At 63.1% G+C, this 26781-nt stretch carries 27 protein-coding genes; 15 read left to right on the top strand and 12 right to left on the bottom strand.

Translation table 11 applies throughout. The annotated features are described in order from the left end of the window. Window positions 1-213 precede the first annotated feature (213 nt). From ASE85_RS02280 to ASE85_RS02270, 3 genes are read right to left on the bottom strand one after another with little or no spacing between them, the layout of a single operon-like run. Window positions 214-639, bottom strand: coding sequence for an HIT family protein (locus ASE85_RS02280; protein ID WP_056682799.1), 426 nt, complete (start codon window positions 637-639; stop codon window positions 214-216). Further along, a complete protein-coding gene (locus ASE85_RS02275) occupies window positions 636-1739 on the bottom strand; it encodes a CDP-alcohol phosphatidyltransferase family protein (RefSeq protein WP_056682794.1) in 1104 nt (367 codons plus the stop codon). The genes ASE85_RS02280 and ASE85_RS02275 overlap by 4 nt, the downstream gene beginning before the upstream one ends. Continuing rightward, complete coding sequence (locus ASE85_RS02270; RefSeq protein ID WP_056682791.1) at window positions 1736-2824, bottom strand: hypothetical protein; 1089 nt, start codon at window positions 2822-2824, stop codon at window positions 1736-1738. The genes ASE85_RS02275 and ASE85_RS02270 overlap by 4 nt, the downstream gene beginning before the upstream one ends. Before the next feature lie 339 nt (window positions 2825-3163). Between ASE85_RS02270 and ASE85_RS02265 the strand changes: the two genes are divergently transcribed. The 10 genes from ASE85_RS02265 (at window position 3164) to ASE85_RS02220 (ending at window position 14475) form a co-directional block, all read left to right on the top strand. After that, window positions 3164-3952, top strand: coding sequence for a succinate dehydrogenase iron-sulfur subunit (locus ASE85_RS02265; RefSeq protein WP_056682788.1), 789 nt, complete (start codon window positions 3164-3166; stop codon window positions 3950-3952). A 2-nt stretch (window positions 3953-3954) separates the two neighbouring features. Continuing rightward, a complete protein-coding gene (locus ASE85_RS02260) occupies window positions 3955-4416 on the top strand; it encodes a PaaI family thioesterase (RefSeq protein ID WP_056682785.1) in 462 nt (153 codons plus the stop codon). Next, window positions 4413-5525 (top strand): cell division protein ZapE, encoded by a 1113-nt coding sequence (gene zapE / locus ASE85_RS02255; RefSeq protein WP_056682782.1) that lies wholly within the window; start codon window positions 4413-4415, stop codon window positions 5523-5525. The genes ASE85_RS02260 and zapE overlap by 4 nt, the downstream gene beginning before the upstream one ends. A 350-nt stretch (window positions 5526-5875) precedes the next feature. Next, window positions 5876-6838 carry a malate dehydrogenase gene (mdh, locus tag ASE85_RS02250; protein WP_056682779.1) on the top strand — a complete coding sequence of 321 codons (963 nt, stop codon included), beginning with the start codon at window positions 5876-5878 and terminating at the stop codon, window positions 6836-6838. A gap of 100 nt (window positions 6839-6938) precedes the next feature. Then, window positions 6939-7823: a succinate--CoA ligase subunit alpha gene (gene sucD, locus ASE85_RS02245; protein WP_056682776.1), complete on the top strand. Its 885-nt coding sequence runs from the start codon at window positions 6939-6941 to the stop codon at window positions 7821-7823. 101 nt (window positions 7824-7924) lie between these two features. Further along, complete coding sequence (locus tag ASE85_RS02240; RefSeq protein ID WP_056682774.1) at window positions 7925-10735, top strand: 2-oxoglutarate dehydrogenase E1 component; 2811 nt, start codon at window positions 7925-7927, stop codon at window positions 10733-10735. An 8-nt stretch (window positions 10736-10743) separates the two neighbouring features. Further along, window positions 10744-11997, top strand: a complete 1254-nt coding sequence (odhB, locus tag ASE85_RS02235; protein WP_056682770.1) for a 2-oxoglutarate dehydrogenase complex dihydrolipoyllysine-residue succinyltransferase — start codon at window positions 10744-10746, stop codon at window positions 11995-11997. Between the two features lie 107 nt (window positions 11998-12104). After that, window positions 12105-13505, top strand: a complete 1401-nt coding sequence (lpdA, locus tag ASE85_RS02230) for a dihydrolipoyl dehydrogenase (protein ID WP_056682767.1) — start codon at window positions 12105-12107, stop codon at window positions 13503-13505. Window positions 13506-13674: 169 nt separating this feature from the next. Beyond that, entirely contained in the window at window positions 13675-14010 is a 336-nt protein-coding gene (locus ASE85_RS02225) for a low molecular weight protein tyrosine phosphatase family protein (RefSeq protein ID WP_200928278.1), read from the top strand. Window positions 14011-14091: 81 nt separating this feature from the next. Beyond that, window positions 14092-14475 (top strand): hypothetical protein, encoded by a 384-nt coding sequence (locus ASE85_RS02220; protein ID WP_056682763.1) that lies wholly within the window; start codon window positions 14092-14094, stop codon window positions 14473-14475. 53 nt (window positions 14476-14528) lie between these two features. Here ASE85_RS02220 and ASE85_RS02215 read toward each other — a convergent pair whose 3' ends face one another. After that, window positions 14529-14870 (bottom strand): DUF2794 domain-containing protein, encoded by a 342-nt coding sequence (locus tag ASE85_RS02215; protein ID WP_056682760.1) that lies wholly within the window; start codon window positions 14868-14870, stop codon window positions 14529-14531. After that, window positions 14870-15583 carry a serine O-acetyltransferase EpsC gene (gene epsC / locus ASE85_RS02210; protein ID WP_056682757.1) on the bottom strand — a complete coding sequence of 238 codons (714 nt, stop codon included), beginning with the start codon at window positions 15581-15583 and terminating at the stop codon, window positions 14870-14872. The genes ASE85_RS02215 and epsC overlap by 1 nt, the downstream gene beginning before the upstream one ends. Window positions 15584-15754: 171 nt before the next feature. Here epsC and ASE85_RS02205 point away from each other — a divergent pair, with 171 nt between their 5' ends. Both ASE85_RS02205 and ASE85_RS02200 read left to right on the top strand, forming a co-directional pair. Continuing rightward, window positions 15755-16528, top strand: a complete 774-nt coding sequence (locus ASE85_RS02205; RefSeq protein WP_056682754.1) for a sulfite exporter TauE/SafE family protein — start codon at window positions 15755-15757, stop codon at window positions 16526-16528. Between the two features lie 39 nt (window positions 16529-16567). After that, entirely contained in the window at window positions 16568-17497 is a 930-nt protein-coding gene (locus tag ASE85_RS02200) for a hydrogen peroxide-inducible genes activator (protein ID WP_056682751.1), read from the top strand. Here ASE85_RS02200 and ASE85_RS02195 read toward each other — a convergent pair. The 3 genes from ASE85_RS02195 to pgsA are packed head-to-tail and all read right to left on the bottom strand — an operon-like array spanning window position 17494 to window position 18757. Continuing rightward, window positions 17494-17937 (bottom strand): molybdenum cofactor biosynthesis protein MoaE, encoded by a 444-nt coding sequence (locus ASE85_RS02195; RefSeq protein ID WP_056682748.1) that lies wholly within the window; start codon window positions 17935-17937, stop codon window positions 17494-17496. The genes ASE85_RS02200 and ASE85_RS02195 overlap by 4 nt on opposite strands. After that, the gene (moaD, locus tag ASE85_RS02190) at window positions 17934-18188 is read right to left on the bottom strand and encodes a molybdopterin converting factor subunit 1 (protein ID WP_056682744.1); all 255 of its coding nucleotides are present in this window, start codon (window positions 18186-18188) and stop codon (window positions 17934-17936) included. Before moaD ends, ASE85_RS02195 begins: the two co-directional genes overlap by 4 nt. A 5-nt stretch (window positions 18189-18193) precedes the next feature. After that, window positions 18194-18757: a CDP-diacylglycerol--glycerol-3-phosphate 3-phosphatidyltransferase gene (gene pgsA, locus ASE85_RS02185; protein WP_056682741.1), complete on the bottom strand. Its 564-nt coding sequence runs from the start codon at window positions 18755-18757 to the stop codon at window positions 18194-18196. Between the two features lie 130 nt (window positions 18758-18887). Here pgsA and ASE85_RS02180 point away from each other — a divergent pair, with 130 nt between their 5' ends. Continuing rightward, window positions 18888-20198: an MFS transporter gene (locus ASE85_RS02180; protein ID WP_056682737.1), complete on the top strand. Its 1311-nt coding sequence runs from the start codon at window positions 18888-18890 to the stop codon at window positions 20196-20198. A gap of 23 nt (window positions 20199-20221) precedes the next feature. Here the strand turns inward: ASE85_RS02180 and ASE85_RS02175 are convergent, their stop codons facing one another. Continuing rightward, window positions 20222-20419 carry a hypothetical protein gene (locus tag ASE85_RS02175; protein ID WP_056682735.1) on the bottom strand — a complete coding sequence of 66 codons (198 nt, stop codon included), beginning with the start codon at window positions 20417-20419 and terminating at the stop codon, window positions 20222-20224. Window positions 20420-20527: 108 nt separating this feature from the next. On the opposite strand from ASE85_RS02175, the gene ASE85_RS02170 reads away from it, so the two are divergent. After that, window positions 20528-22585 (top strand): transglycosylase domain-containing protein, encoded by a 2058-nt coding sequence (locus ASE85_RS02170; protein ID WP_056682732.1) that lies wholly within the window; start codon window positions 20528-20530, stop codon window positions 22583-22585. 287 nt (window positions 22586-22872) lie between these two features. Here ASE85_RS02170 and ASE85_RS02165 read toward each other — a convergent pair whose 3' ends face one another. Both ASE85_RS02165 and ASE85_RS02160 read right to left on the bottom strand, forming a co-directional pair. Beyond that, window positions 22873-23277: a HEAT repeat domain-containing protein gene (locus ASE85_RS02165; RefSeq protein WP_082462618.1), complete on the bottom strand. Its 405-nt coding sequence runs from the start codon at window positions 23275-23277 to the stop codon at window positions 22873-22875. Between the two features lie 448 nt (window positions 23278-23725). Next, window positions 23726-24784, bottom strand: coding sequence for a hypothetical protein (locus ASE85_RS02160; RefSeq protein WP_056682729.1), 1059 nt, complete (start codon window positions 24782-24784; stop codon window positions 23726-23728). A 139-nt stretch (window positions 24785-24923) separates the two neighbouring features. Here ASE85_RS02160 and ASE85_RS02155 point away from each other — a divergent pair, with 139 nt between their 5' ends. Beyond that, complete coding sequence (locus ASE85_RS02155) at window positions 24924-25856, top strand: NAD(P)H-dependent flavin oxidoreductase (protein ID WP_056682726.1); 933 nt, start codon at window positions 24924-24926, stop codon at window positions 25854-25856. Here the strand turns inward: ASE85_RS02155 and ASE85_RS02150 are convergent. After that, entirely contained in the window at window positions 25812-26741 is a 930-nt protein-coding gene (locus tag ASE85_RS02150; RefSeq protein ID WP_056684256.1) for an alpha/beta fold hydrolase, read from the bottom strand. The genes ASE85_RS02155 and ASE85_RS02150 overlap by 45 nt on opposite strands. Window positions 26742-26781: the final 40 nt, after the last annotated feature.

Here is a 26781-nt window from a genome sequence, read left to right as displayed (position 1 = left end):
CTTAACTTCGCACATTTCCCGCTCGTTGCGTAATTTCATGTCCTATCGGGGACTGATTGTTGCGAGCGGTGTGATGATAGCAGGCGGGGTCGATGTAGGACAGCATACTCCCTTCTCCCCTGAAGAAGGGGCGCGCGTCATGCCCCTCACTCAGCTCCGACCGGGCAGCAAGCTGCCAAGTCTGCGCATCCCTCTCCCCAAGGGGAGAGGGATTCAGGCAAAATAGCCCTTCAACCAGTCGCGCAAGCTGTCCAACTCGCTGTCCAGCTTCACCGCTGTCCCCAGATCAGGCTGGCCCGGCCAGCCGGCGTCCGCCACCGTCACGCCCGCGGCGCTGCGTGTCCCCTCATAGCGGGGCAGGACGTGGAAATGGACGTGCGGATCGACCATCATCAGCATCAGATAGTTGATCCGGGCATAGTCCACCGCCTTGCCCAGCGCCGCCTCGATCGCAGCGGTGACGGTCTTCAACTCGCTATGCGCCTCGACCGGCAAATCCCCGAACGCGGTCGCGTCGCTCTTGGCCGCCAGCAAGAGCGACCCCAACGTCGGCTGGGCCGGGCGCAGCAGCACGACCCAATGGTCGAATTCCGCGATCAGCGTGGCGGGATAGCCGAACTTTGCGATCGTCGCGTTCACAGCGCGGCTTCCGCTTCATCCATCCAGCTCACGATCGGCCGGCCCGATCCTTTCTGCGCATAGGCCTGCGCCAGCCGCACGGCGTGGACGACGAGCGAAATGATGGTCCACCATGCCAGCGCGATCAGGCCGATATCGGGACGGCCGAAGAGCAACGCGACGAACAGGATTACCATGTTCGGATTGCGGCGCGCGGTGATGAGACGGAACTGGCTGTCGAACGGACGCCAGACATGGATGTCCATCTTGAAATCCTTGAGGAACATCCCTTCGATCAGCCGTTGCACGATATAGCCCGCGATCACCGCAGTCATGATGAAGGCGAAGGTCGCGCCCGACAGGTCCAACCCCCAATAGACAAGGCCGGTGCCCCAGAAATACCACCAGAAGGGCGGGTGGACCAGATCGACGCCATGGTCGATCACATTGCCCCATTTGGACGAGGTGATGGTGCAGCGCGCCAGCTTCCCGTCCACCGTATCCAGCACCATGAAGATGAAGCCGCACAGGAAGCCGGTCCAGAACATGCCCTGCGCGAACATATAGGTCGCGACAAGGCACAGGGTGACGCCGATCACCGACACCATATTGGGCGTCATGCGCAACTGCGCGGCGATGCGGGTCAGGATCAGCGCCAGTTCGGGCCACAGATATTTGGTCAGGACGTCGGTCACGCCCTTATACGCGCCGAAATAGCTGCGCCGCTCGATCTCCCGCCGGGATGCCGGGGTCAATTCCCGCACCATCGGCTGCTCCAGCTTGCGCAACTGGCGGTTATAGAGTTTGCGCCCGTCCGACAGGTCGATGACATGGGGAGAGGTCAACGGATCGGCGCCCTGCGCCACCTGCCCTACGATCGGCGTGCCGCCCCAGACGAACAGCGTGCCCGGCGTATCCAGCACCAGCCGCAACAGCAGCGGGTCGAAGGCATAGGTCAGGTTGAACAACAGCTCATGCCCCGGTGCGAGGTTGCTGCCATTCCTGGCGGCGCTCTCCGCCATGCGCCGGTTGCGTTCCGCATTGGTCATGCCCCAGATCGGGGTCTGGTTCTCACCGATCAGGCGGACCGGGCCAAGGGTAGTGGTGAGGATCTGGCTCATAGGCTCTTCTGAATGATAGGGTTCTGGGCGAAATTCAGGATCAGGTCCGCCTGCCGCACCGACGCGGGGATGGGGGACAGGTCGATGGACTGCTGCATAGCCGCTTCCTGAGCAGCAACAAAGCCGGGTTGCAAGTCGTTCGCGCGGGCCAGCGCATGGGGCAGGGCGTCCGCGCGTTCGATCACCTGACCCAGCCGCCAGTGCGCGAAGGCCTCCGTCGACGCATCGCGATGGTCGAGATTGAGGAAGATGCAGGGGCGGGGCCGGATGAGATATTCATACACCTGACTCGATACGTCGCCCAGATACACGTCCGCGCTCATCGTGTAACTCATGTCGATCGAATGGCGGCTGCCCATATCGATACGGACATGGGATGCGCTGCTGACGATCGGCGGCACCGTTCGCGCCAGCTTCGTATGCGGGGCGATGATGACGTTCCAGCCCTCCAGCGACTCCAGCGCTGCCAGCATCGCCGGGCCATGGTTGATCCATGACGACAATGCCGGGTCGAAATGCGGATTATACAGCAGCACCGGCCTGTCGTCGGGGAAGAAACACTGCCGCTCCGCCTTCAGCTCGAACTTGGGATAGCCGCCGACCGCGACCGTCTGTTCCGTGCACAGGCCCCGGTCGATCATGCGGCGGCGATCCTTTTCGCCCGCAACCAGCGTAAGGTCGAAGTCCCGGTGCCGCTTCTTGTAACCGCCCTCCCGGTCGCCCGCGCCATGTTTGATGAGGATGAGGCGGGACCGAAACCCCGGTACGCGACGCAGCCATGCGCTGCTGATCTCCGTCGTCACCAATGTCGGGAAGCGGGCGATGGTGGGATAGTTGAGCAGCAGGGTCGCGAGCCGCGAGGGTTGGCGGAAGAGCGAATCGGGGCGCGAAGGCGGCCGGCGCAGGCGGATGCGGTGCAGGCTGCCGCCCGGATCATAGCTTTCGACCAGTGCCAGGATTTGGTCGGACGGCGAGAGGATACTGATCCGCATGTCGGGCCGGCGCGCCAGTTCCAGCGCGGCCGGCAGCCAGTGATAGAGCTGCTGCGCTTCGGCAATGGCAAGAAAGGCGATGTCGGTCGGCAAGGGCGGCGGTTCCTGATGGCGTGTCTGTTGTGACCGTTCGCTCTGAGCCTGTCGAAGGGCGGTTCTTTCTTCAAACCTAAAGTGCGGGGCTTCAAAACTAAAGTGCGGGGCTTCGACAAGCTCAGCCCTAACGGAGGAGGGATTTGGCATCCTCTGCTCCTTCCCGACATCGCCCCTAACTCGGATGGTGAGGGAAGCAAACAGCAGCCTCCATATTTGCAAGCCATTTGCAACAAGGGGTTGCGGGCAGATTCATGGGTCACAGTGCTGGACCTTTGCTGAATTTTCGCTATGCGGACCCCCAACTGACAGACATCTTTCGAAGAGGCTCGACGAGCGATGGCCGAATTTGCGTTGCCCAAGAACAGCAAGATCAGCGGCAAGGGCGTGACCCATCCCGCGCCCGCCGGCGCGACCAATGTCCGCAGCTTCAAGGTCTATCGCTACGATCCCGACTCCGGGCAGAACCCGCGTTACGACACGTTCGAGATCGACCTCGACAGCTGCGGCCCGATGGTTCTGGACGCGCTGCTGAAGATCAAGAATGAATATGATCCCACGCTGACCTTCCGCCGCTCGTGCCGCGAAGGCATTTGCGGGTCGTGCTCGATGAACATGAACGGCCGCAATGGCCTCGCCTGCACCACCGCGATCGACGAATGCGCCGGCAAGGATGTGAAGATCACGCCGCTGCCGCACATGGACGTCATCAAGGATCTGGTGCCGGACTTCACCCATTTCTACGCGCAATATAACTCGATCCAGCCCTGGCTGAAGACCGTGTCGCCGCCGCCGTCGGGCAAGGAGCGGCTCCAGTCGCCCGCCGACCGCGAAAAGCTGGACGGCCTGTACGAGTGCATCCTGTGCGCCTGCTGCTCGACAAGCTGTCCTTCCTACTGGTGGAACAGCGACAAGTTCCTCGGCCCGGCGATCCTGCTCCAGGCCTATCGCTGGCTGGCGGACAGCCGCGACGAATATACCGGCGAGCGTCTGGACGATCTGGAAGATCCGTTCCGCCTCTATCGCTGCCACACCATCATGAATTGCGCGAATGTCTGTCCAAAGGGCCTCAGCCCGGCGAAGGCGATCGCCGAAACCAAGAAGATGATGGTCGAACGGCAGCTATAAAGTTGGCGAGTGACGGCATAGTCGGCGGCCTTGCGCTGACCGAAGGGAAATGGGCGGGCTGGGCCGCATGGTCCGACCCGCATCCCGACACCTTCCTGCAAGCGATCGGCCGCGGCTATATGCGCGGCGAAAGCGCCAGCAAGGCGCAGGTGGGGCTGGAGACGCGCTCCAGCCATCGCAACCGACTCGATACGCTGCACGGTGGTTTCCTCGCCGCCTTTGCCGACCATGCCTTTTTCGGCGGGCTGTGGGCCATGGGGCATCGGGATGTTGTCAACGGCATGACCGTCGACCTGTCCATGCAATATCTGGGCGTCGGCCGGGTCGGTCCCGACCTGATCGCACAGGTCGAATTGCTGCGCGAAACCGGCCGCATGATGTTCCTGCGCATGCTCATCACCCAGGATGGTGCGCCGGTCGCCGCCTCCACCGCTACATTGCGCAAGCCCTCCCGGCCTAAATGACGAGTGTGATCGCCCGTTATGACGCGCTGGTGCAGGCCGGCGAACTGCGTCCCGATCCGGACCAGCGGGCGGCGGCGGAGCGACTCGACCGGTTGCAGCACGAACTGGAAGCGGCGCCCGCGCGCGGATCGACGCTATGGAAACTGCTGCGCAAGCAACCCGAGCCACCGCGTGGTCTCTACATGTGGGGCGGGGTAGGGCGCGGCAAGTCGATGCTGATGGACCTGTTCTTCGACACGGTGCATGTGCAGCGCAAGAAGCGCGCCCATTTCCATGAATTCATGCTCGACGTCCATGCCCGGCTGGCCGAGGCGCGCAAGTCCGAGACGGGCGACCCGATTCCGCCGGTAGTCGAATCGCTGGCCGAGGAAGCACGGCTGCTCTGTTTCGACGAGATGGTCGTCAACAATATGGCCGATGCGGCGATCATGTCGCGGCTGTTCACCGGCCTGCTGGAAAAGCGGGTGACGATCGTCACCACATCCAATCGCGAGCCGGACGAACTGTACAAGGACGGCCTCAACCGCCAGCTTTTCCTGCCCTTCATCGACCTCATCAAGGTGAAGCTGGACGTGATGACGCTGAACGGGCCGGTCGATTATCGCCGCGACCGTCTGGGCGACGCGACGCTGTGGCATTGCCCCAACGGGCCGGAGGCGACCAGGGCGCTGTCCGAAGCCTTCTTCCGCCTGACCGACTTTTCGGTCGAGGACCGGGCGAAAGTGCCGTCGGAGGAACTGGTGGTGCAGGGCGGGCGGACGATGCACGTCCCCAAGAGCCTCAAGGGTGTCGCCGTCTTCTCCTTCAAGCGACTGTGCGCCGAAGCGCGGGGCGCGCCGGACTATCTGGCGATCGCGCGCAAATATCATACGGTCATCATCGTCGGCATCCCGGTGCTGGGGCCGGAGAAGCGCAACGAAGCCGCGCGCTTCGTGACGCTGATCGACTCGCTGTACGAATATAAGGTCAAGCTGCTGGCGTCCGCCGATGCCGAGCCGATGCGGCTCTATCCCGAAGGCGACGGCGCGTTCGAGTTCGAACGCACCGTGTCGCGGCTGATGGAAATGCAGTCGGACGATTATCTCGCGCTGGGCCACGGGCCGAAATAATATCGCGACCGGATTTTCCGCCGGCTCATTGCACGCATCGATCAACTCGTCGCCGGGCGGAATCCGCCCGTCCCATGTCGTGCGCGCCGTTCATCAGGACGCAATCTTATGCTGGAAAAACAGGTCGGGTGCCGTCGATCACGATGGCACCCGACAGGATACCTCTGCAGGGAAGGCTGGGGACCAGGGTAGAAGCCCACAGCGACAGGGTGTGAATCGGCCTTAATGCAATTGCGAACGAATTGCAAAGATAATTTGCCTTTGAGGGATTTCGCCGGTTGAAACCCCTGTTCGAAGGGCGTAGGCGGACCAGCAATTCCAGTAGTTCAAGACTTGGAGGATGATTGCATATGGCCCGTAACAAGATCGCGCTCATTGGCGCTGGTAATATCGGCGGCACTCTCGCGCATCTGGCGGCTCTCAAGGGTCTCGGCGATATCGTCATGTTCGACGTTGCCGAAGGCGTACCACAGGGCAAGGCACTCGACCTGTCGCAGTGCGCATCGGTCGAAGGCTTCGACGCGAAGATCACCGGCTCCAACGACTATGCCGACATCGCGGGCGCGGACGTCATCATCGTCACCGCCGGTGTCGCCCGCAAGCCGGGCATGAGCCGCGACGACCTGCTGGGTATCAATCTCAAGGTCATGAAGGCCGTAGGCGAAGGCATCGCCGCCAACGCCCCTGACGCCTTCGTCATCTGCATCACCAACCCGCTCGACGCGATGGTGTGGGCGCTGCGCGAATTTTCGGGCCTGCCGCACAACAAGGTCGTCGGCATGGCCGGCGTATTGGACAGCTCGCGCTTCAACCATTTCCTCGCCGAGGAATTTGAAGTGTCGGCCAAGGACGTCACCAGCTTCGTGCTGGGTGGCCATGGCGACACGATGGTCCCGGTCATCGAATATTCGACCGTTGCCGGCATCCCCGTCCCCGACCTCATCAAGCAGGGCCGTTCGACGCAGGAGCGCATCGACGCCATCGTGCAGCGCACCCGTTCGGGCGGCGGCGAGATCGTCGCGCTGCTGAAGACCGGCTCGGCCTTCTACGCCCCCGCCACCAGCGCGATCGCCATGGCCGAAGCCTATCTGGGCGACAAGAAGCGCCTGCTGCCCGCCGCCGCCAACCTGACCGGCCAATATGGCATCGACAATCTCTATGTCGGCGTGCCTGTCATCATCGGCAAGGACGGCGTCGAGCAGGTCATCGAAATCGCGCTGAACGACGAAGCCAAGGCAAATCTTCAGGTGTCGGTCGACGCGGTGAAGGAATTGCTGGAAGCGTGCAAGGGCATCGATAGCTCGCTGGCGTGACATAGAATTTGGGCCTGTTGCCCGGCAACGGCCGGGGAGCAGGCCTGCCTCCAGACATAGACCCCGGCCTTCGCCGGGAACGCAAAGGACCGGAAGACATATGTCGATCCTCATTAACAAGAACACCAAGGTCATCACGCAAGGGATGACCGGCGCCACCGGCACGTTCCACACCGAACAGGCGCTGGCCTATGGCAGCCAGATGGTCGGCGGCGTGACGCCGGGCAAGGGCGGCCAGACCCATATCGGCCTGCCCATGTTCGACACCGTGGCGGAAGCCAAGAGCAAGACCGGCGCCGATGCTTCGGTCATCTACGTGCCGCCGCCATTTGCGGCCGACTCGATCCTGGAGGCGATCGACGCGGAAATCCCGCTGATCGTTGCGATCACCGAAGGCATCCCGGTTCTGGACATGGTCCGCGTGAAGCGCGCTTTGTCGGGCAGCAAGTCGCGCCTGATCGGCCCGAACTGCCCCGGCGTCCTGACCCCCGGCGAATGCAAGATCGGCATCATGCCCGGTTCCATCTTCTCCAAGGGTTCGGTCGGCGTCGTGTCGCGCTCCGGCACCCTGACCTATGAAGCCGTATTCCAGACCACCAACGCCGGCCTGGGCCAGACCACGGCCGTCGGCATCGGCGGCGATCCGGTCAACGGCACCAATTTCATCGACGTGCTGGAACTGTTCCTGGCCGACGACGCGACCGAATCGATCATCATGATCGGTGAAATCGGCGGCGATGCGGAAGAGCAGGCGGCGCAGTTCCTGATCGACGAAGCCAAGCGTGGCCGCAAGAAGCCGATGGCCGGCTTCATCGCGGGTCGCACTGCCCCTCCGGGCCGTCGCATGGGCCATGCCGGTGCGATCGTGTCGGGCGGCAAGGGCGACGCGGAAAGCAAGATCGCAGCGATGGAAGCGGCCGGCATCAAGGTCGCCGCCAGCCCGTCCGAACTGGGCTCGACGCTGGTCGAGGTCTTGAAGGGGTAAAATAACTCCTACATATACAGCATATACAGGCGGCCGGGCTGCACCCCGGCCGCTGATTTTCCCGCTCCGCGACTGCACGCGGCTGGGATGGGACTAGGGTAATGGGTTACGAGAACCAGGAAGTTTTTGACGCGGTTGGGGAGATCGAACGCGGGCCAAGCTGGGCGCGCGATAACTGGCCGCTGAGCGAGACCGACGATCTGACCGGGGCGATGGACCCCACGCAGATGCAGGTCGCCGTAAAGGCCGCCGCCAAGTCCGCTGGCAAGGCCGTGTCGGACACCGATGCCGTTGCCGCCGCCGACGACGCCATTCGCGCGCAGATGCTGATCCGCACCTATCGGGTGCGCGGGCATCTGGCCGCCAATCTCGATCCGCTGGGCCTGACCAAGCGTGATCTGCCGGCCGATCTGACGCCGGAATATCACGGCCTGACCGATCCTGCGAAGAAGATCTATCTGGGCGGCACGCTGGGCCTGCAATATGCGACCGTGGCGGAGATCGTCGCGATCCTGCGCGCCAATTATTGCGGCAATGTCGGCCTGGAATATATGCACATCGCCGACGTGGAGGAGCGCCGCTTCCTCCAGGATCGTCTGGAAGGCAAGGACAAGGAAATCATCTTCACGCCGGAAGGCAAGAAGGCGATCCTGGCCAAGGTCATCCAGGGCGAGCAGTATGAAAAGTTCCTGGGCCGCAAATATGTCGGCACCAAGCGCTTCGGCCTGGACGGTGGCGAATCCATGATTCCCGCGCTGGAAGCGGTCATCAAATATGGTGGCCAGTCCGGCGTGCGCGAAATCGTGTTCGGCATGGCCCATCGCGGCCGCCTGAACGTGCTGGCCAATGTGATGGCCAAGGGCTTCCGCGTCATCTTCCACGAATTTTCGGGCGGCACCGCCAATCCCGAAGATGTGGGCGGTTCGGGCGATGTGAAGTACCACCTCGGCACCTCGACCGACCGCGAGTTCGACGGCATCAAGGTCCATATGTCGCTGGTCCCCAACCCGTCGCATCTTGAAACCGTCGATCCGGTGGTGCTGGGCAAGGTCCGCGCGCAGCAGACCTTCCGCGACGATCTGGGCAAGCATGAGCAGGTTCTGCCCGTGTTGATCCATGGCGACGCGGCGTTCGCGGGTCAGGGCATCGTCTGGGAATGTCTCGGCTTCTCCGGCGTCCACGGCTACAATACCGGCGGCTGCGTCCACTTCATCATCAACAACCAGATCGGCTTCACCACCAGCCCGCAATTCTCGCGCGGCTCGCCCTATCCGTCGGATGTGGCGAAGGGGGTTCAGGCGCCGATCCTGCACGTCAATGGCGACGATCCCGAAGCCGTGACCTTCGCGACGAAACTGGCGATGGAATATCGCCAGACCTTCCATCGCGACGTGGTGGTCGACATGTGGTGCTATCGCCGCTTCGGCCATAATGAAGGCGACGAGCCGGGCTTCACCCAGCCGCTGATGTACAAGGAAATCCGCCAGCATCCGCCGGTCAGCGACGTCTATTCGGCGCGTCTGAAGAGCGAAGGCGTGGTGGACGACGACTATGTCAACAAGGTGACGGGCGATTTCGTCAACCATCTGGAAGACGAGTTCGAGGCGGCCAAAAGCTACAAGTCGAACAAGGCGGACTGGTTCGCCGGTCGCTGGTCGGGCCTGCACAAGCCCGCTGACGCCGAAACCTCGCGCCAGAGCGTCGAATCCGCGATCAGCAACAAGCTGTTCGACGGCCTCGGCAAGACGCTGACCACCGTTCCCGAAGGCCATAATGTCCACAAGACGCTGACCCGCGTGCTTGCGGCCAAGGCCGAGATGTTCAAGACTGGCGAGAATTTCGACTGGGCGACCGGTGAGGCGCTGGCCTTCGGTTCGTTGCTGTCGGAAGGCTATGGCGTCCGCCTGTCGGGTCAGGACTCCGGGCGTGGCACTTTCAGCCAGCGTCACGCGGTCTGGACCGATCAGGATAGCGAGAAGAAATACATCCCGCTCTCGACCGTGCCGCACGGCCGGTTCGAAGTGCTGGATTCGCCGCTGTCCGAATATGGCGTGCTGGGCTTCGAATATGGTTTCGCGCTGGCGGACCCGAAGAGCCTGGTGATCTGGGAAGCGCAGTTCGGCGACTTCGCCAACGGTGCGCAGATCATCTTCGACCAGTATATCGTCTCGTCGGAAACCAAGTGGCTGCGCTCCAACGGCCTCGTCTGCCTGTTGCCGCACGGCTATGAAGGGCAGGGGCCGGAACATAGCTCGGCCCGTCTGGAACGCTTCCTTCAGCTCTGCGCCGAAGGGAATATCCAGGTCGCGAACATCACGACCCCGGCCAATTATTTCCACGCGCTGCGTCGCCAGATGCTGCGGCCCTTCCGCAAGCCTCTCATCATCATGGCGCCCAAGTCGCTGCTGCGGCACAAGGCGGCGGTGAGCAAGGCCGAGGATTTCCTGGGCCAGACGCACTTCAAGCGCATCCTGTCCGACCCCAATCCGGCGGCGGACAAGGATACCAAGCGCCTGGTCCTGTGTTCCGGCAAGGTCTTCTATGACCTGATGGACGCCCGCGACGCAGCCGGCGACAAGAACGTGCAGATCGTTCGTATCGAGCAGATCTATCCGTTCGCGACCGAAGCCCTGGCCAAGCGCATCGCGCGCATGACCAATCTGGAAGAGGTCGTCTGGTGTCAGGAAGAACCACGCAACAACGGCGCATGGTTCTTTGTGGAACCCTATATCGAGGAAGCGCTGGCCACTGCCGGCAAGGCGCCGATGCGCGCCCGCTATGCCGGTCGCAAGGCATCCGCTTCGCCCGCTACGGGCCTGGCGTCGCGCCATGTGTCCGAACAGGGCGCCCTCGTCGCCGATGCGCTGGGTCACAGCGTTCGTGAAGAAATCCGTCGCCAGAAGAAAGGCTGATCAAGCTCATGGCTACCGAAGTCAAAGTCCCAACACTGGGCGAATCCGTTACCGAAGCAACCGTGGGCCAGTGGCTCAAGAAGCCCGGTGAAGCCGTCAAGGTCGACGAGCCGATCGTCAGCCTCGAAACCGACAAGGTTGCGGTCGACGTGCCCTCGACCGTCGCCGGTGTCATGGGCGACATCATCGCCAAGGAAGGCGACACGGTCGAAGTCGGCGCGCTGCTGGCTTATGTGAACGAAGGTGGTGCGGCCGCTGCCGCGCCTGCGCCCGCCGCTGCTGCCGCTCCTGCTGCCAAGGCCGAAGCTGCTGCGCCGGCTCCGGCTGCCTCGGCTCCCGTCGCGTCGGACGACGAAGAAGGTGGTAACCTGACCCTGTCGCCGGCGGTGCGCCGTCTGGTGCTGGAACATGGCCTTGACCCCAGCAGGATCAAGGGTACGGGCAAGGACGGTCGCCTGACCAAGGACGACGTTACCGCCGCTGCCGCTGCTGGCACGGCCAAGGCTGCCGCCGGTGCGCCGGCCGCTGCGCCCGCCGCCGATGCGCCGGCCGCTGGTCCGAGCCGCAAGCAGGAACGGGTGAAGATGACCCGTCTGCGTCAGACCGTCGCCAAGCGTCTGAAGGAAGCGCAGAACACCGCCGCGCTGCTGACGACCTATAACGACGTCGACATGACCAACATCATCGAAGCGCGCGCCAAGTATAAGGACTTGTTCGAGAAGAAGCATGGCGTCCGTCTGGGCTTCATGGGCTTCTTTACGAAGGCCGTCTGCATGGCGCTCCGCGATATTCCGGGCGTGAACGCACAGATCGAAGGCGACGAGATCGTCTATAACGACTTCTGCGACATCTCGGTCGCCGTGTCGGCCCCGACGGGCCTCGTCGTTCCGGTCATCCGCAATGCCGAGGCGCTCAGCGTCGCGGACATCGAAAAGACCATCGGCGGCTTCGGCAAGAAGGCCAAGGAAGGCAAGCTGACCATGGAAGATATGAAGGGCGGCACCTTCACCATCTCCAATGGCGGCGTGTTCGGTTCGCTGCTGTCCAGCCCGATCATCAACCCGCCCCAGTCGGCGGTCCTGGGCCTGCACCGCATCGAGGAACGCCCGGTCGTCCGCAATGGTCAGATCGTGGCGCGTCCGATGATGTATCTCGCGCTCAGCTACGACCATCGCATGGTCGACGGTCGCGAAGCGGTGACCTTCCTGGTCGCGGTGAAGAATGCGATCGAAGATCCGACCCGCCTGCTGATCGACCTGTAATAATAACCGCCTAATGTCGCCCCGGCTTCATGCCGGGGCACCTCCGCCCTTGAAAAGGGCCGGGGAAATGCCAGTTTGGCTGGCATGACTGGAGAAGGGAAAACCCCATGTCCGATTTCGACTATGACGTTCTGGTAATCGGCGCTGGCCCCGGTGGCTATGTCGCCGCGATCCGCGCGGCGCAGCTTGGCCTCAAGACCGCCTGCGCCGAAAGCCGCGAAACGCTGGGCGGCACCTGCCTCAATGTGGGCTGCATCCCGTCCAAGGCGCTGTTGCACGCATCCGAACTCTATGACGAGGCGGCGAACGGCACGCTCGCCAAGCTGGGCGTCAAGATCGACAAGATGAGCCTGGACCTGTCCACCATGCAGGGCCAGCGCGTCGACGCGGTCAAGGGCCTGACCGGCGGCATCGAATTTCTGTTCAAGAAGAACAAGGTCACCTGGCTCAAGGGCCTGGCCAGTTTCACCGGCGCGAACACCGTCGAAGTGAACGGTGAAAAGGTGACGGCGAAGAACATCGTCATCGCGACGGGTTCCTCGGTCGCGCCGCTTCCGGGCGTGGCGGTCGACAATGCTGGCGGCAAGATCGTCGATTCGACCGGCGCGCTGGAACTGGACAAGGTGCCGGGTCATCTGGTCGTCGTCGGCGGCGGCGTGATCGGGCTTGAACTGGGCAGCGTCTGGAAGCGCCTGGGCGCGAAGGTCACCGTGGTCGAATATCTCGACCAGATCCTGCCCGGCATGGACGGTGAAGTCCGCAAGGAAGCCAACAAGATCTTCAAGAAGCAGGGCTTCGAATATAAGCTCGGCACCAAGGTCACGGGCGCGGAAGTCGGCAAAAAGGGCGTGACCCTGACGGTCGAACCCGCCGCTGGTGGCGATGCGGAGAAGATCGAGGCCGATGTCGTCCTCGTGTCGATCGGTCGCCGTCCCAACACCGAAGGGCTTGGCCTCGACAAGATCGGTCTGGAACTCAATGCGCGTAGCCAGATCGAAACCGATCATGACTTCGCGACCAAGGTTCCCGGCGTCTGGGCGATCGGCGACGTCATCCCCGGTCCGATGCTGGCGCACAAGGCCGAGGACGAAGGCATTGCCGTCGCGGAGAATATCGCGGGCCTGACCGGCATCGTGAACCACGCCGTGATCCCGTCGGTCGTCTACACCAAGCCGGAAATCGCGGGCGTGGGCCTGACCGAAGAGCAAGCCAAGGAGAAGGGCGCGGTCAAGGTCGGCAAATTCCCGATGATGGCGAATAGCCGCGCGAAGACCAATCATGAGCCGGACGGTTTCGTGAAGATCATCGCCGACGCCGAAACCGACAAGGTGCTGGGCGTGTGGATCATCGCGACGCCCGCCGGCACGATGATCGCGCAGGCGGCGCAGGCCATGGAATTCGGCGCGTCGAGCGAAGACATCGCCTACACCTGCCACGCGCATCCGACGCACAGCGAAGCGATCAAGGAAGCGGCCATGGCGGTCCGGGGCAAGCCGATCCACATGTGATCGGTTCGCGGATCGCGAATATCAGGGAAGGGGCCTCCGCAGTGCGGGGGCCTTTTTCTTTTGCGGGAAGATGGAATGTCCGATGACGACCAAATCAAGCCGTTTCTAGCTCAATTGACCTTTCCCCAAAGCTGACAGTACATCGCAGCATCTGTCAGGTCGGGAGGCTATGCCCGTGAAAAATGTTTTGTTTGTTTGCAGTCAGAACCGTCTTCGCAGCCCGACTGCCGAGCAGATTTTTTCCGGGCGATCGGATCTCGAAGTTTCATCGGCAGGCACAAATAATGATGCTGAAAACCCTCTCACATCGGAATTGATCAAGTGGGCCGACGTGATCGTGGTCATGGAAAAGATGCACCGCACCAAGGTCCAGAAACGCTTCCGCTCCTCGCTCAATGGAAAGCGGATGATCTGTCTCGACATACCAGATGACTTCGTATTCATGGACCCGGCGCTGGTGGCATTACTGGAGGAGCGGCTTGCACGGCATCTGCCTACAGGCTGACATCGACCATTGTTTGCCTTTCGCCCATCGAATTGTTGTCCCCAGTTACGAACACTCCTGTTAATGGAATAATCGACATCCATGACGCAACTGACTAAACTAGAGCGCGCAGCAATCAGTGCAATCTTGGCCGAGAAGCCAAATTTTCTCAGCCCTTTGCGCGAGCAGCTTCAATCTGTGGTGGTTGAGAAAAGAGAAAATACAGGTGGCGGCTTCTTCACGACCATCTCGGTTTCTTCAACAGCGGCCCCCGCGATCTTATCAAGCCCCCTGGGGTTGAATGTATATGCGAACGTCGATGGTATGGAATATGGTCTTGGGATGCTCCTCTTCTTCGAGCATGGGAGAATGAGCCTTTTGGAGGGTTATTCCGTTGGCGGCGAAAATACGTCTGCAATAAAGTTTGAGCAGGTTGCTTTTGCAATCCGGGACGCGCCATCTACATTGCTCGGCAATGTCAGCTAATCGCTAAGCGATGCCAAGTAGCCGACAGTCCCCTAACCACCCAACCCCGCCGCTCAATCCTCGACAATCCGCAACAGCTTGCGCTCGACCGGCGCCAGTACGCCCTGCAATTCCTGACCGCGCTTTAATATCTGGCCGCCTTCGCCGACCAGTGTCCACATGCCCTGGCGGTGACGCAGCGACGGGCGTTTTTCGATGCGATATTCGGGGCGCTCGGCGGAGCGGCGGAAGGCGCTGAAGATCGCGGCTTCGCGGCCCATGTCCATGGCATAGTCGCGCCAGTGACCGGCCGACACCATCCGCCCGTACAGGTCCATGATCCGTTGCAATTCCAGCCGGTCGAACCCGACCTGGCCACCCGCCCCTGCATTGGGAAACGGCGTCACATTGGTCATCAGGCCCGGTCACGCTCCCTGAACAGCGGCGCATCGTCGCGGAAGACCGGCGCCTGCCGCTCCTCCATCAGTTCGGCAAGGCGCTTCTGCAATTGCTCGACCTCGCACTGGAGCAGTTCCAGCTTCTGCTTTTCCGGGTCGAAACAGTCGGTGCAGGGCGTGCCATAGGGCATGAAGTCGCGCTGGTAGGCGGTGACGTCGACCAGCATCGCGCGAGCGGGGATGCCCACCATGGTCGCGGCTTCGGCCACATCCTTCGTTACCACCGCATTGGCGCCGACGCGGGCGCGGGCGCCGACCTGGATCGGGCCGAGCACCTGCGCGCCGGACCCGACGATCACGCCGTCATGCAGCGTGGGGTGGCGCTTGCCGGCGATGCCGTTGGCCGGATCGGTGCCGCCCAGCGTCACATTCTGGTAGAGGGTGACGTCGTCGCCGATCTCCGCCGTCTCACCGATCACGGTGAAGCCATGGTCGATGAAGAAGCGCTTGCCGATCTTCGCGCCGGGATGAATGTCGTTGCCGGTCAGGAAACGGGACAGATGATTGACCGCGCGGGCGAGGAAGAAAAGGTCGGCGCGGTAAAGGCGATGCGCCACGCGATGGAAGGCCAGCGACCAGACGCCGGGATAGAGCAGGATTTCGGCACGGGAGCGGGGTGCGGGATCGCGGCTCTTGACCGAATCCAGATAGGCAATGAGGCTGCGCACCATGCGGACGTCCCTGACAGTTTCAACCGTTGTTATGAGCAACGCATATAAGGGAATGAGCGGCGCTTTTCCAGATGGCGCGCCATGCCTGCTTTTGCGCCATAAATAGAAACTTGCTTGGTCGTTCAGGATATTCCAATCATGAGAGTAGACAAATCATATGAGGGGTAGTGGATGATGGACAGTCTGATCGCCAATTTCGGCGATATCTGGCCCTTCATACTGGTCGGGTTCGGGGCGCAGGTCATCGACGGCGCGCTGGGCATGGCCTATGGCGTGATTTCCAGCACCCTGCTGCTGACGCTGGGCGTGCCGCCCAGCCGCGCGTCGGCCAGCGTCCATGTCGCCGAAACCTTCACCACTGGCGTGTCGGCGATCAGCCATATCCTGCACCGCAATGTCGACTGGAAGCTGTTTTCCAGGCTGATCATTCCCGGCGTTATCGGCGGCGTGACCGGCGCCTATATCCTGTCCAACATCGACGGCACCGTCATCAAGCCGTTCATCCAGGTCTATCTGGCGTCGATCGGCCTCTATCTGATCTGGCGCGGGTTCCACCTGCCGCCCAAGCCACGCGATCCCAAATGGGTGACGCCGCTGGGGCTGGTCGGTGGCTTCATGGACGCGACCGGAGGCGGTGGCTGGGGTCCGGTGGTGACGTCCAACCTGCTGTTGCAGGGGTCCAGCCCGCGCCATACGATCGGCACGGTCAATACGGTCGAATTCATCCTGACGATGGCGATCAGCCTGACCTTCCTGCTGCATCTGGGCTGGGAGGCGTTCACCACCTATACGCTCGGCCTGCTGATCGGCGGCGTGGTGGCGGCGCCGTTCGGGGCGATGCTGGCCCGCCATGTCGCGCCGCGGACGTTGTTCTCCGCGGTCGGCGTGGTGCTGACGCTGACGTCGCTGTTCGGCGTGGGCAAATGGCTTGGATTTATCGGCTGAGCCTCTTATATCCGGCTTTCTGATCGAGGAAGCCGATGAATGTCCAGTTACCTGCCCACGTTGAAACAGCTCCAATACCTGGTTGCGCTGAAGGAACAGGGGCATTTCGGCAAGGCGGCCGATAGCTGCTTCGTCACCCAATCGACCCTGTCGGCGGGCATCCGCGAACTGGAGTCGCTGATCGGCGTGACGCTGGTGGAGCGGACGCGGCGGGTGGTGCGCTTCACCGCGCTGGGCGACCGGATCGTGGAGAAGGCGCATCGCGTGCTGCGCGAGGCGGAGGAACTGGCGGCGATCGCGCAGGCTTCGGGCAAGCCGTTGAGCGGGGAATTGCGGATGAGCGTGATCCCGACCATCGCCCCCTTCCTGCTGCCGCGCCTGCTGCCCCGGTTGCGGAGCGAGCGCCCGGAGTTGAAACTCTATCTGCGCGAGGAGACGAGCCAGGCGGCGATCGAATCGCTGCGCCATGGCAATGTCGATTGCGTGCTGCTGGCGCTGCCCTTCCCCATGGGCGACATGGATAGCGAGATATTGTTCGCGGACCGGCTCTATGTCGCCTTTCCCAAGGACGAACCGAGCAACCCGCCGGACTGGATCGACCCGGACATGATCGACGAGAGCAAGCTGCTGCTGCTGGAAGACGGCCATTGCCTGAAGGACCATGCGCTCGCCGCGTGCAACCGGCCCGACCTGCGCGCCAGCACGACGATGATGGGCACGTCGCTGCATACGCTGATCCAGATGGTCGACAATGGGCTGGGCGTGACGATGATCCCGGAAATGGCGATCGCCGCCGGGATATTGGAACATACGAACATCACCGCACGGCCGCTGGATTCGAAACGCTCGTCGCGCGACATCGCATTGGTGTGGCGGCGCAACAGCCCGCGCGAGAAGGAATTTCACCTGCTGGCCGGTATCTTGCGGGATGCGGCGGTGACCAGTTGCCGGTTGCCCGAGGCGGCTTAGGCGTTCCAGCCCTGCGCCTTGGCCTCATCCTCGGCCTGGGCGGCGACCCATGCGGTCGCGCCATCGGCGAAATGCTCCTTCTTCCAGAAGGGCGCGTGCGATTTCAGCCAGTCGATGAGGAAGGCGCAGCTTGCCAGTGCGGCGGCGCGGTGGCGCGAGGCGGTACCGACGAAGACGATGCGCGCGCCCGGCTCCAGACGGCCGAACCGGTGAATGACGCTGACGCCCAGCAACGGCCAGCGGGCGAGGGCTTCGTCCACGATGCGATCGACCTGCGGTGCCGTCATGGCGGGATAATGTTCGAGTTCCAGCGCGATCAGGCCGCTCTCCCCGCGCACCACCCCGGTGAAGCTGGCCACGCCGCCACCGCCCAGCGATTCCAGCGCGGCCAGTTCGGCGGCCATATCGAAATCGCCGGACTGGATCGCGACCCGCTTCACCCGCCGGTGACCGGAGGGAAGAGCGCAACTTCGCGGGCCTCACCGATGACGGTATCAAGCGGCACGAAATGCTGGTCGATCGCGGCGCGCAGCTTGGTGGGATCACCCAATGCTTCGGCATATCCACCTTCGCGCGCGGCGAGCGTGGCGATCAGGCCAGCGACCGTCGTGCCCGGCGCGGGGCGCTCGATCCGCTCCTCGTCGCGGCCGATGCTTTCGCGCACCCAGGCGAAATAGACCAGCGTCAACATGAGGCTCAGTCCATATGCCGGATGCCGACGCGCAGATAATCCCAGCCGGTAACCAGCGTCAGGATGGCGGCCGCCCACAGCGTCACGATGCCCACCGCCTGCACGAAGGGGAATTGCGGCACCGCGCCGGCCAGGATCAATGCGCCCAGCGCGATGATCTGGCAGGTCGTCTTCCACTTGGCGAGGCGCGACACCGGCACCGACACCTGCAAGCCGGCGAGAAATTCACGCAGGCCAGATACGGCGATCTCGCGCAGCAGGATGATCATCGCGGCGGCGATATGGATGCCGGTGATGTCGCGCGTCGCCGCGAGCATCAGGATCACCGCGCCGACCATGATCTTGTCCGCGATCGGATCGAGGAACACGCCGAGTTTCGACACGGTGCCCTGCGCGCGGGCAAGATAGCCGTCGAAATAATCGGTGATGCCCATCAGGCAGTAGAGGCCGAACGCCAGCGCATAGCCGGTCGTCCAGCGAGCGCCGAGTTCAGCCGGCCACAAGAGCGCCACCAGAAGCGGCACGGTGAAGATGCGCGAAAGCGTCAGCAAATTGGGCAGCGTCAGCATGACCGCGAAGTGCCACAGTCCGGGACAGTGCACAAGCATGACCGTGGCCCTGTGCAACGCTATTGGACATGGACGCCGCCAGCGGCTAGACCCCGCCCGGTCGCTAACGGGAAAGAAGTCCCCCTTATCCATGCAAGCCTCTCTCAGGCTCTTGAACAAGCGTCGTTTTCTGCCGCTTTTCATCACCCAGCTACTGGGTGCGTTCAACGACAATCTGTTCAAGAACGCGATGGTGCTGTTCGTCGTGTACCAGGTGTATAATGACGAAAGGTCGGAAACCTGGTTCAGCGCGCTGGCCACCGGCGTCTTCATCCTGCCCTTTTTCCTGATGTCCGCGCTGTCGGGTCAGTTGGCGGACCAGCGTGACAAGGCCGTCATCATCCGATGGGTGAAAGCGGCCGAAATCGGGATCATGGTGGTGGGCGCGACGGGACTCGCGCTGATCTGGAGCGGGATCGCCGTCCATACGCTGGCGATTCCCCTGTTGCTGGCGGCGCTGTTCGCCATGGGCATCCATTCCACCTTCTTTGGCCCGATCAAATATGCGATCCTGCCCCAGCATCTGCATGATGACGAAGTGCTGGGCGGCACGGGGCTGGTCGAGGCGGGCACCTATATCGCGATTCTGGCCGGCACGATTCTGGCCGGGATTCTGCCGGTGGAAATTGCTGCGATCGGCATCGTCATCACCGCGCTGATCGGCTATTTTGCCGGTCGCAAGGTGCCCTCGGCGCCGTCGCTGCTGGAAACGCAGCCGATCGATTTTCACATCATCCGATCGTCCATCACGCTGGTGCGCGGCACGATGCATATCCGCCGGCTGTTCCTGGCGATCATGTCGATCAGCCTGTTCTGGGCGGTCGGCTCCATCCTGTTCATCCAGTTCACCCCACTGGTGAAGAATGTACTGACCGCCGACAAACCCGTTGTGAGCCTGTTCCTAGCCATCTTCTCGATCGGCATCGCCATCGGATCGATCGCGATCAACCGGCTGTTGCAGGGTCATGTGTCGGCCAAATATGCTCCGGCATCCGTCATCGGCATGGGCCTGTGCATCGTCGCCTTCCACATCGTATGCGACCTGTGGACGCCTGCCCCCAACGGGCAGATGCTGTCGCTGACGGGCTTTCTAGCCCATCCACTGGCGATACCGCTGTCGCTTTGCCTTTTGGGAACATCGACGTTCGGCGGCATGTTCGTGGTGCCGCTCTACGCTTTCCTGACCACCACGGTCGAAAAATGCGAGGCGGCGCGGACCGTTGCCGCCAACAATATCGTCAATTCAGGCGCCATGGTGATCGGGGCGCTATTCACCATCGGCCTGAGTGCAGCCGGCATGTCGGTGGTGATGCAGTTGTTGCTGGTCGCCATCCTGACGCTGCCCTGCGCGGCGATGGCGTGGAAATTACACAAGGCCTGCGACGGCCCCTTATGCCATTGACCGGGAACGCCCCGGTCGATCGGTCAGAAAATGAAGCTGTAAAAGGCCGTGAAAAAGGCCGCGAAGCTCAAGCCGAACAATTTCCAGTCGCTGTCATCGTCGCGCACCCGCTTCACGCGGGTGGGGCCGGCGTCCACCACGCGCAGCACATGGGCGGGCAGCCGCTGACGGAAGGGATGGCGGGCGGACTCGGTGGTCAGGACGAGGGGACGGTTTCGCATAGCCAATGGTTAACGCAAAATTTACCATATCGACCAGTGACTTTTATGCTTAATTTGCGCCTGTCCCGCCACGGGACAGGCTTGACTGTATGATGTGAACAATACAGCATGAACGAAGAGATGACCGAGTCCACCCCCGTCGATCCCCACACGCTGCCGCCGCGCGCCTTCGGCGAGGGGCCGCCCAGTGCCTTTGCCCGTCCCACACCCTGGCGCCGCCGGTTGCAGATCGGCGGATGGGTGGTCGCGGCGGGGCTGGCCGTGCTGATGATCCTGATCGCCTGGCTGGCGGTGACGGCGCCGCTGTCCCGATCGCTCAAGCCCATCGCCCCGCCCGCGATCAGCCTGATGTCGGCGGACGGACATCTGATCGCCCGGCGCGGTGCGGTGATCGACAAGCCGGTGACGGTCGCCGAACTGCCCGCCCATGTGCCGCAAGCGTTCATGGCGATCGAGGACAGGCGCTTCCAGAGCCATTGGGGCGTCGATCCGCGCGGCATCGCGCGCGCCATGTGGCATAATCTCTGGTCGGACGGGTCATCGCAGGGCGGCAGCACCATTACCCAGCAGCTGGCCAAGGGCGTGTTCCTCTCCAGCGACCGCACCTTCGGCCGCAAGGCGCGCGAGGCGCTGATCGCCATGTGGCTGGAAGCCTGGCTGACCAAGGACCAGATCATGGAGAGATATCTCTCCAACGTCTATTTCGGCGACAATGTGTACGGGCTGCGCGCCGCCGCGCTGCATTATTTCAACCGGTCGCCCGATCGGCTGACCATCCCGCAGGCGGCGATGCTGGCGGGGCTGTTGAAGGCGCCGTCGCGTCTGGCCCCCACGTCCAACCTGAAGGGCGCCCGCACCCGCGCCGCGCTGGTGACTCAGGCCATGGTGGATGCGGGCTACATCAGCCAGGCGGAGCGCAACGCCCTGCCCCCGGTGCGCCTCAATGTGCATGACGATCCCGATCCGACCAGCGGCACCTATTTCGCCGACTGGGTACTGCCGCAGGCGCGCGACCGGGCCGGCGCTGTCTATGGCGAGCAGGCGGTGGAGACGACGCTCGACTGGCGCATCCAGCGGCTGGCCGAGGCGGCGATCCGCCGGGCACCTCTGGGCGGGGCGCAGGCGGCGTTGGTGGCGATGAAGCCCGACGGCAGCGTCGTCGCCATGGTCGGCGGCAAGAATTACGGGAAGAGCAGTTTCAACCGCGCGGTGCAGGCGAAGCGCCAGCCGGGGTCGACCGTCAAGCTGTTCGTGTATCTCGCCGCCTTTCGCGCGGGGATGACGCCGGACGACATGATCGACGACACGCCGATCACCACCGGCACCTATCGCCCGGCCAATCATAGCGGCAAATATCGCGGGCGCATCACCCTGCGCCAGGCGTTCGCTGCGTCGAGCAATGTCGCGGCGGTGCGGCTGACCCAGAAGGTGGGGGTCGACAATGTCATCAAGGTCGCCCGCGACCTGGGCGTGACCGCGCCGCTGACCGAGGATCTGAGCCTGGCGCTAGGCACGTCGGAAATTCCGCTGGTGGAACTTGTGGAGGCTTATGCGTCGGTGGCGGCGGGCGCCTATCCGGTGGTCGCCCATGGCCTTCCGCCGGAAGAACAGGGCTGGTTCGAGAAGTTGATGCAGCGCCAGCGCCATTTCAGCGACGATCAACTGGAGATGATCCGTGACCTGCTGTCCTCCGCCGCCAATCGCGGCACCGGCAGCGCGGCGGCGCTGCGCACCAGCACCTTCGGCAAGACGGGAACGACGCAGGACAGTCGGGACGCGATCTTCGTGGGCTATGCGGGCGGGCTGGTGACGGCGGTGTGGATCGGCAATGACGACAACACCCCCCTGCCCGGCGGCGCGGCCGGCGGCGGCGTGCCCGCGCGCATCTGGCGCAATTTCATGAGCGGCGCGATCAACGAGCCGGTCGAGGATACGTCCGACGCGGAGCAAGACCCCGATCTGGTCAACGCCATCGCCAATGTGACGGTGGAAACCGGCATCGGCAATGTCGGCGTCGGCGTGGACGAAGGCGGGATGACGGTGAATATCGGCGGCGGGCTGATACGGCTGCCGATCGAGCCGCGCGGTCCGGCAACGCCAGACGAGGCACCGCCGCCCAGGATCGCGCCAACCCAGCCGGGCGAAGGCGAGGATGGCGGGTTCTAGCGGCGCAGATGAACGCGGACGTCCGTAACGTTCAATCGACACCACTGCCCAGATCGGAGTAGCAGGCCTAGCAACCTGCCGCCTGTGATGCTTGGGTGACGGATATGGATGGATTTGAGACCGTCCGCTTTTAGGGAGATGATCGGCGATAGCGGACGTTGCGGGAAGAAAAATCGTCCGTCAACAATTGCCCCATTAGCGGACGTTCGTCACTCGCGTTGATCTGTACTTGCTGCCTCACAAGCTGCAATCGCGTCCGTCACAAGATCGTCGAACCACCCGTCGCCCTAGCTTCCTGCGAAGGCTTTCAACGGCGCGAGAAGAGCGGGATCAGCAACAATGGCGGCTGCCTCAAAGATGTTGACCATAACTGGTGGGTTGGAAAGCGCGCTCTGGATGTATGGCAAGGCCAATGCCCTGTCTCTTTGTGCCAATCCCCGGATGGCCTCAGCCCTAACCCGATCATTCGGATCGTCGGCGAATGCAACTAAAGCCGATCTAAGTTCCGGTGTGTCGAGATCGAAATTGCTTAATATGAACGCCGCCCAATCTCGATTAGTTGCGTCCTGATCTGTAACAAACCCAATCACTTTGTTGAGATTGGCAGTGGCATATTCGCTGCCGCTTAGAGGGACTTCCTCGTTGAGCACCTGTATCAGAAAGGCGGATGAAGGTTGATAGCCTGCGGTCATGCGGCAGCGTTAACACACAATGCGCTTATGTCCGCTTTCAAACAGATCTGGTCGTTCAGTCTTCGCTTAGCCATCTGAATGAGCGGCTGGTTTCAAGAATGCAGATGATCTGGCTGAGTGACCAAGAATGGTCGCTACCCGCCGTCCCATCATCATCACCCTTCCAAGGTAGGATAATCTTTGATCTATCCTGTCGGATGAGCCTGCTCCACCTCCGCTTTTTACGCCCTTGCCCCATGACTCACCCGTCGCTTCAATGGCGCGTCGGTGTGACCCGACAGGTGCGCCCCCGTGATGAAAGGGACATGTTGGAGGCGCGAAGATGGCGCGTGGCGAGTGCCTTGGTGACGCATGGCCGGTGCAAAAGCCCCGAAAAATCAGGCCAGCGACGGTGTGAACTTCGCTGGCCTGACCCGATCGTGACTTTGCCGTGACCCTGATCGCCGCCTTAAACCGCCGCCCGGTCCAGATAGGGCAGGCGCTGCGTCACCGCATCCGGCAGGCCGTGGACGATCCGCGCGCGGGCATGGTGCCACAGGGCGGAGAGCAGCAGCAGCGCCGATCCGATCACCAGCGCGGTCAGCGCCCAGGACAGCTCCACCGCGCCCGCCTGCCGGAACAGGGCGTAAAGCGCGAACAGCACATAGGCGAGGCTGGACACCAGCAGCGCCCGCCGGTCGATCGCCAGCGCCACAAGGCCAAAGGCGACATAGAGGGCCACCACCAGCACCGCGCGACCGACGCTGATCTGGTCGCTGTCCAGCACGCCCAGCAGGTGAAACAGCGAATGGGCGATCATCGGCGCGGCGGCAAGGTGCAGCCAGAAGGCGACATCGGACCGGCGCGTGGTCCGCGCCCGGTCGCTCATGTCCCACCACATGGCCAGCGCGAAGATGGCGAGGCCCGCTGTCAGCAACAGCAGGAAGGGCAGGGTGGCGTTGTCGGGCGCCGCCGCCAGCACCAGCGTCACGCCCACGCCGGCTGCCGCCGCCGCGCCGACCGCCACGGTGATCGGCACCATGAAGCGGCGCCAGTGCAGCCAGGCGGCCAGCGCGCCGGCGGCGGCCGCGACGCACAGGATCATCGAGCCAAGGCTGTCGCCCGCATGCGGAAATATCTGGATGCCGATCGCGCCCACGGCAAAGGCCACGCCGCCGACGAAGCCGACCAGCAACAGGATGGAGGGCAACGCCATGCGCCGCGCCCGCGTGAAATATTCAGCCAGCCCCCAACTGACGGCGGCGACCAGCATGCCGGACATGAAGACAGGCTGATGCTCCGGCGCGCCGAATCGCAGGCTGTTGCCCAGCCAGCAGACCGCGACCAGCAGGATGATGCTGGCGATCGAAACGAAGATATCGTTGAAGCCGGTCAGCAGCCGGAAATGTTCTTCATCGACCAGCGGCGTGGCGCGCAGCCCCGCCACATGGTCCCGCAACGCCTGCGCCGCTTCGGGGCGGATCGCACCCGCCGCTACGGCATCCTGTAGATCGCTCTCGCTATACATCGTCCGGCTCCTCAGCCTGTTCCGAGGACGTGATTCTAGCACTACTGTATTAATACATCAATACAGTAGATTTTGACCTTTTTCCCCGGCTCCACCGGTGTTAGCGCCGGGGAAGATAGAAGAGAGGAGATGTGCGTTCATGACCCTGCCGACCTTGCTGGAGGGGCGCCTGTCGCTGCCGCTGATCGGATCGCCGATGTTCATCATCTCGCAACCGGCGCTGGTCATGGCGCAATGCCGGGCCGGGATCGTCGGCGCTTTCCCCTCGCTCAACGCGCGGCCGTCCGGCCTGTTCGAGGCGTGGTTGCAGCAGTTGCAGGCGGAACTGACCGACGCCGACGCGCCCTTCGCCGTCAACCTGATCGTCCACCGCACCAATGCCCGGCTGGAAGAGGATCTGGCGCTCTGCGTCAAATATCGGGTGCCGATCGTCATCACCTCGCTCGGCGCGCGGGAGGATGTGAACGCCGCGATCCACAGCTATGGCGGCATCGTCCTGCACGACATCATCAATGACATGTTCGCCCGAAAGGCGATCGAGAAAGGGGCGGACGGCCTGATCGCGGTCGCGGCCGGGGCGGGCGGTCATGCCGGCACCCTGTCGCCCTTCGCCCTGATCCAGGAAATCCGCCAGTGGTTCGACGGGCCGCTCGCTTTGTCCGGCTCCATCGCCACCGGCCGGGCCATCGCGGCGGCGCGGATGATGGGCGCGGACCTCGCCTATATGGGGTCGCCCTTCATCGCCACGGCGGAGGCCAATGCCGACCCCGCCTACAAGCAGATGATCGTGGACAGCCATGCCGCCGATATCGTCTATTCCGACGTCTTCACCGGCGTCCACGGCAATTATCTGCGCCCCAGCATCGTGGCGTCGGGCCTTGATCCCGATGCCCTGCCCAAGGCGAAGGACATGGATTTTGCCGCCATGACCGGCGGCGACAAGAAGGCGTGGCGCGACGTCTGGGGCTGCGGTCAGGGCATCGGCGCGATCGGCGCGGTGCAGCCGACCGCCGATTTCGTCGCCGGATTAAAGGCGGACTACCGTGCGGCTGTCACCGGCTTCACCCTTTAGGAATATGCGCAGTTCGCCGATGAAGCGATCAAACTGGTCGTGGTGCAGCCAATGGCCGGCATCGGCGAACTCGACCAGCCGGGCATCGCTGAAATGGCGGATGCGCCCGTCCTTTTCCGGGTTGGACGCCCAACTGTCCTGACCCAGGCACAGCAGGGTGGGGCAGGTGATGCGCTGCCAGAAGGTGGGCAGTTCCTCGTCCGACCCGCTGTGCGGCGCACCGCCCTTCAGATAGGGGTCGAACTTCCAGCTATAGCTGCCATCCTCGTTGCGGTTGACGCCATGGCTGGTCAGATGCAGCGCCTGCTCCACCGTCAGATGCTCGTTACGTTCGCGCATGCGCCCGATCGCGGCCTCGATGGTGGGATAGCGGCGCGGTGCCTTGCGCGCGCGGGCGCGTCGACTGTCGATCCATTCGCGCCAGGCATCGGGTGCGGGCTGCTCCGCCTTTTCCTTCAACCGTTCGGGGGAAATACCCAGTCCCTCGATCGCAATGAGCTTGCGTAGTCTGTCGGGGAAAAGGCCAGCATAGCGCAGGCTGATGGCGCCGCCCAGCGAATGGCCGACGATGGTGACCGGCGGGCGATCCAGCAGGTCTATCAGTTGCGTCAGGTCGTAGACGAAATGCGCCATCAGATAGGCGCCGTCCGGCGACCAGCCACTGTCGCCATGGCCCCGCAAGTCGGGGGTGATGACGTGATAATCCCGCGACAGTGCGCGCGCCGTCCAGTCCCAACTGCGCGCATGGTCGAACCCGCCATGCACCAGAATCAGCGTCGGCGCCGACGGATTTCCCCAATCGAGATAGTGCAACCGGGTCCGCAACGACGTGAAGAAATGCGAAGTGGGCGTCGGGGCGGGCGATGTGTCCGTGCGGTCCTGCATAAAGACCCCATTGGCGAACTGCGCCGATGTTGCAAGCAAA

The organism is Sphingobium sp. Leaf26 (assembly GCF_001421665.1).
Classification (GTDB): Bacteria; Pseudomonadota; Alphaproteobacteria; order Sphingomonadales; family Sphingomonadaceae; genus Sphingobium.
The sequence above is the reverse complement of the archived record's forward strand: the minus strand, read 5'-3'. Positions and strand labels throughout refer to the sequence as shown.

Bases quoted from the DNA above. Each gene is read 5' to 3' on its own strand.
- ASE85_RS02225 (WP_200928278.1), top strand. From the start codon at position 13,675: ATGCCCGTGAAAAATGTTTTGTTTGTTTGCAGTCAGAACCGTCTTCGC.
- ASE85_RS02160 (WP_056682729.1), bottom strand. From the start codon at position 24,784: ATGTATAGCGAGAGCGATCTACAGGATGCCGTAGCGGCGGGTGCGATC.
- mdh (WP_056682779.1), top strand. From the start codon at position 5,876: ATGGCCCGTAACAAGATCGCGCTCATTGGCGCTGGTAATATCGGCGGC.
- lpdA (WP_056682767.1), top strand. From the start codon at position 12,105: ATGTCCGATTTCGACTATGACGTTCTGGTAATCGGCGCTGGCCCCGGT.
- ASE85_RS02180 (WP_056682737.1), top strand. From the start codon at position 18,888: ATGCAAGCCTCTCTCAGGCTCTTGAACAAGCGTCGTTTTCTGCCGCTT.
- sucD (WP_056682776.1), top strand. From the start codon at position 6,939: ATGTCGATCCTCATTAACAAGAACACCAAGGTCATCACGCAAGGGATG.
- zapE (WP_056682782.1), top strand. From the start codon at position 4,413: ATGACGAGTGTGATCGCCCGTTATGACGCGCTGGTGCAGGCCGGCGAA.
- ASE85_RS02150 (WP_056684256.1), bottom strand. From the start codon at position 26,741: ATGCAGGACCGCACGGACACATCGCCCGCCCCGACGCCCACTTCGCAT.
- ASE85_RS02215 (WP_056682760.1), bottom strand. From the start codon at position 14,870: ATGACCAATGTGACGCCGTTTCCCAATGCAGGGGCGGGTGGCCAGGTC.
- ASE85_RS02200 (WP_056682751.1), top strand. From the start codon at position 16,568: ATGTCCAGTTACCTGCCCACGTTGAAACAGCTCCAATACCTGGTTGCG.
- ASE85_RS02175 (WP_056682735.1), bottom strand. From the start codon at position 20,419: ATGCGAAACCGTCCCCTCGTCCTGACCACCGAGTCCGCCCGCCATCCC.
- odhB (WP_056682770.1), top strand. From the start codon at position 10,744: ATGGCTACCGAAGTCAAAGTCCCAACACTGGGCGAATCCGTTACCGAA.
- ASE85_RS02265 (WP_056682788.1), top strand. From the start codon at position 3,164: ATGGCCGAATTTGCGTTGCCCAAGAACAGCAAGATCAGCGGCAAGGGC.
- ASE85_RS02220 (WP_056682763.1), top strand. From the start codon at position 14,092: ATGACGCAACTGACTAAACTAGAGCGCGCAGCAATCAGTGCAATCTTG.
- ASE85_RS02165 (WP_082462618.1), bottom strand. From the start codon at position 23,277: ATGACCGCAGGCTATCAACCTTCATCCGCCTTTCTGATACAGGTGCTC.
- ASE85_RS02170 (WP_056682732.1), top strand. From the start codon at position 20,528: ATGAACGAAGAGATGACCGAGTCCACCCCCGTCGATCCCCACACGCTG.
- ASE85_RS02155 (WP_056682726.1), top strand. From the start codon at position 24,924: ATGACCCTGCCGACCTTGCTGGAGGGGCGCCTGTCGCTGCCGCTGATC.
- pgsA (WP_056682741.1), bottom strand. From the start codon at position 18,757: ATGCTGACGCTGCCCAATTTGCTGACGCTTTCGCGCATCTTCACCGTG.
- ASE85_RS02240 (WP_056682774.1), top strand. From the start codon at position 7,925: ATGGGTTACGAGAACCAGGAAGTTTTTGACGCGGTTGGGGAGATCGAA.
- epsC (WP_056682757.1), bottom strand. From the start codon at position 15,583: ATGGTGCGCAGCCTCATTGCCTATCTGGATTCGGTCAAGAGCCGCGAT.
- ASE85_RS02275 (WP_056682794.1), bottom strand. From the start codon at position 1,739: ATGAGCCAGATCCTCACCACTACCCTTGGCCCGGTCCGCCTGATCGGT.
- moaD (WP_056682744.1), bottom strand. From the start codon at position 18,188: ATGTTGACGCTGGTCTATTTCGCCTGGGTGCGCGAAAGCATCGGCCGC.
- ASE85_RS02205 (WP_056682754.1), top strand. From the start codon at position 15,755: ATGATGGACAGTCTGATCGCCAATTTCGGCGATATCTGGCCCTTCATA.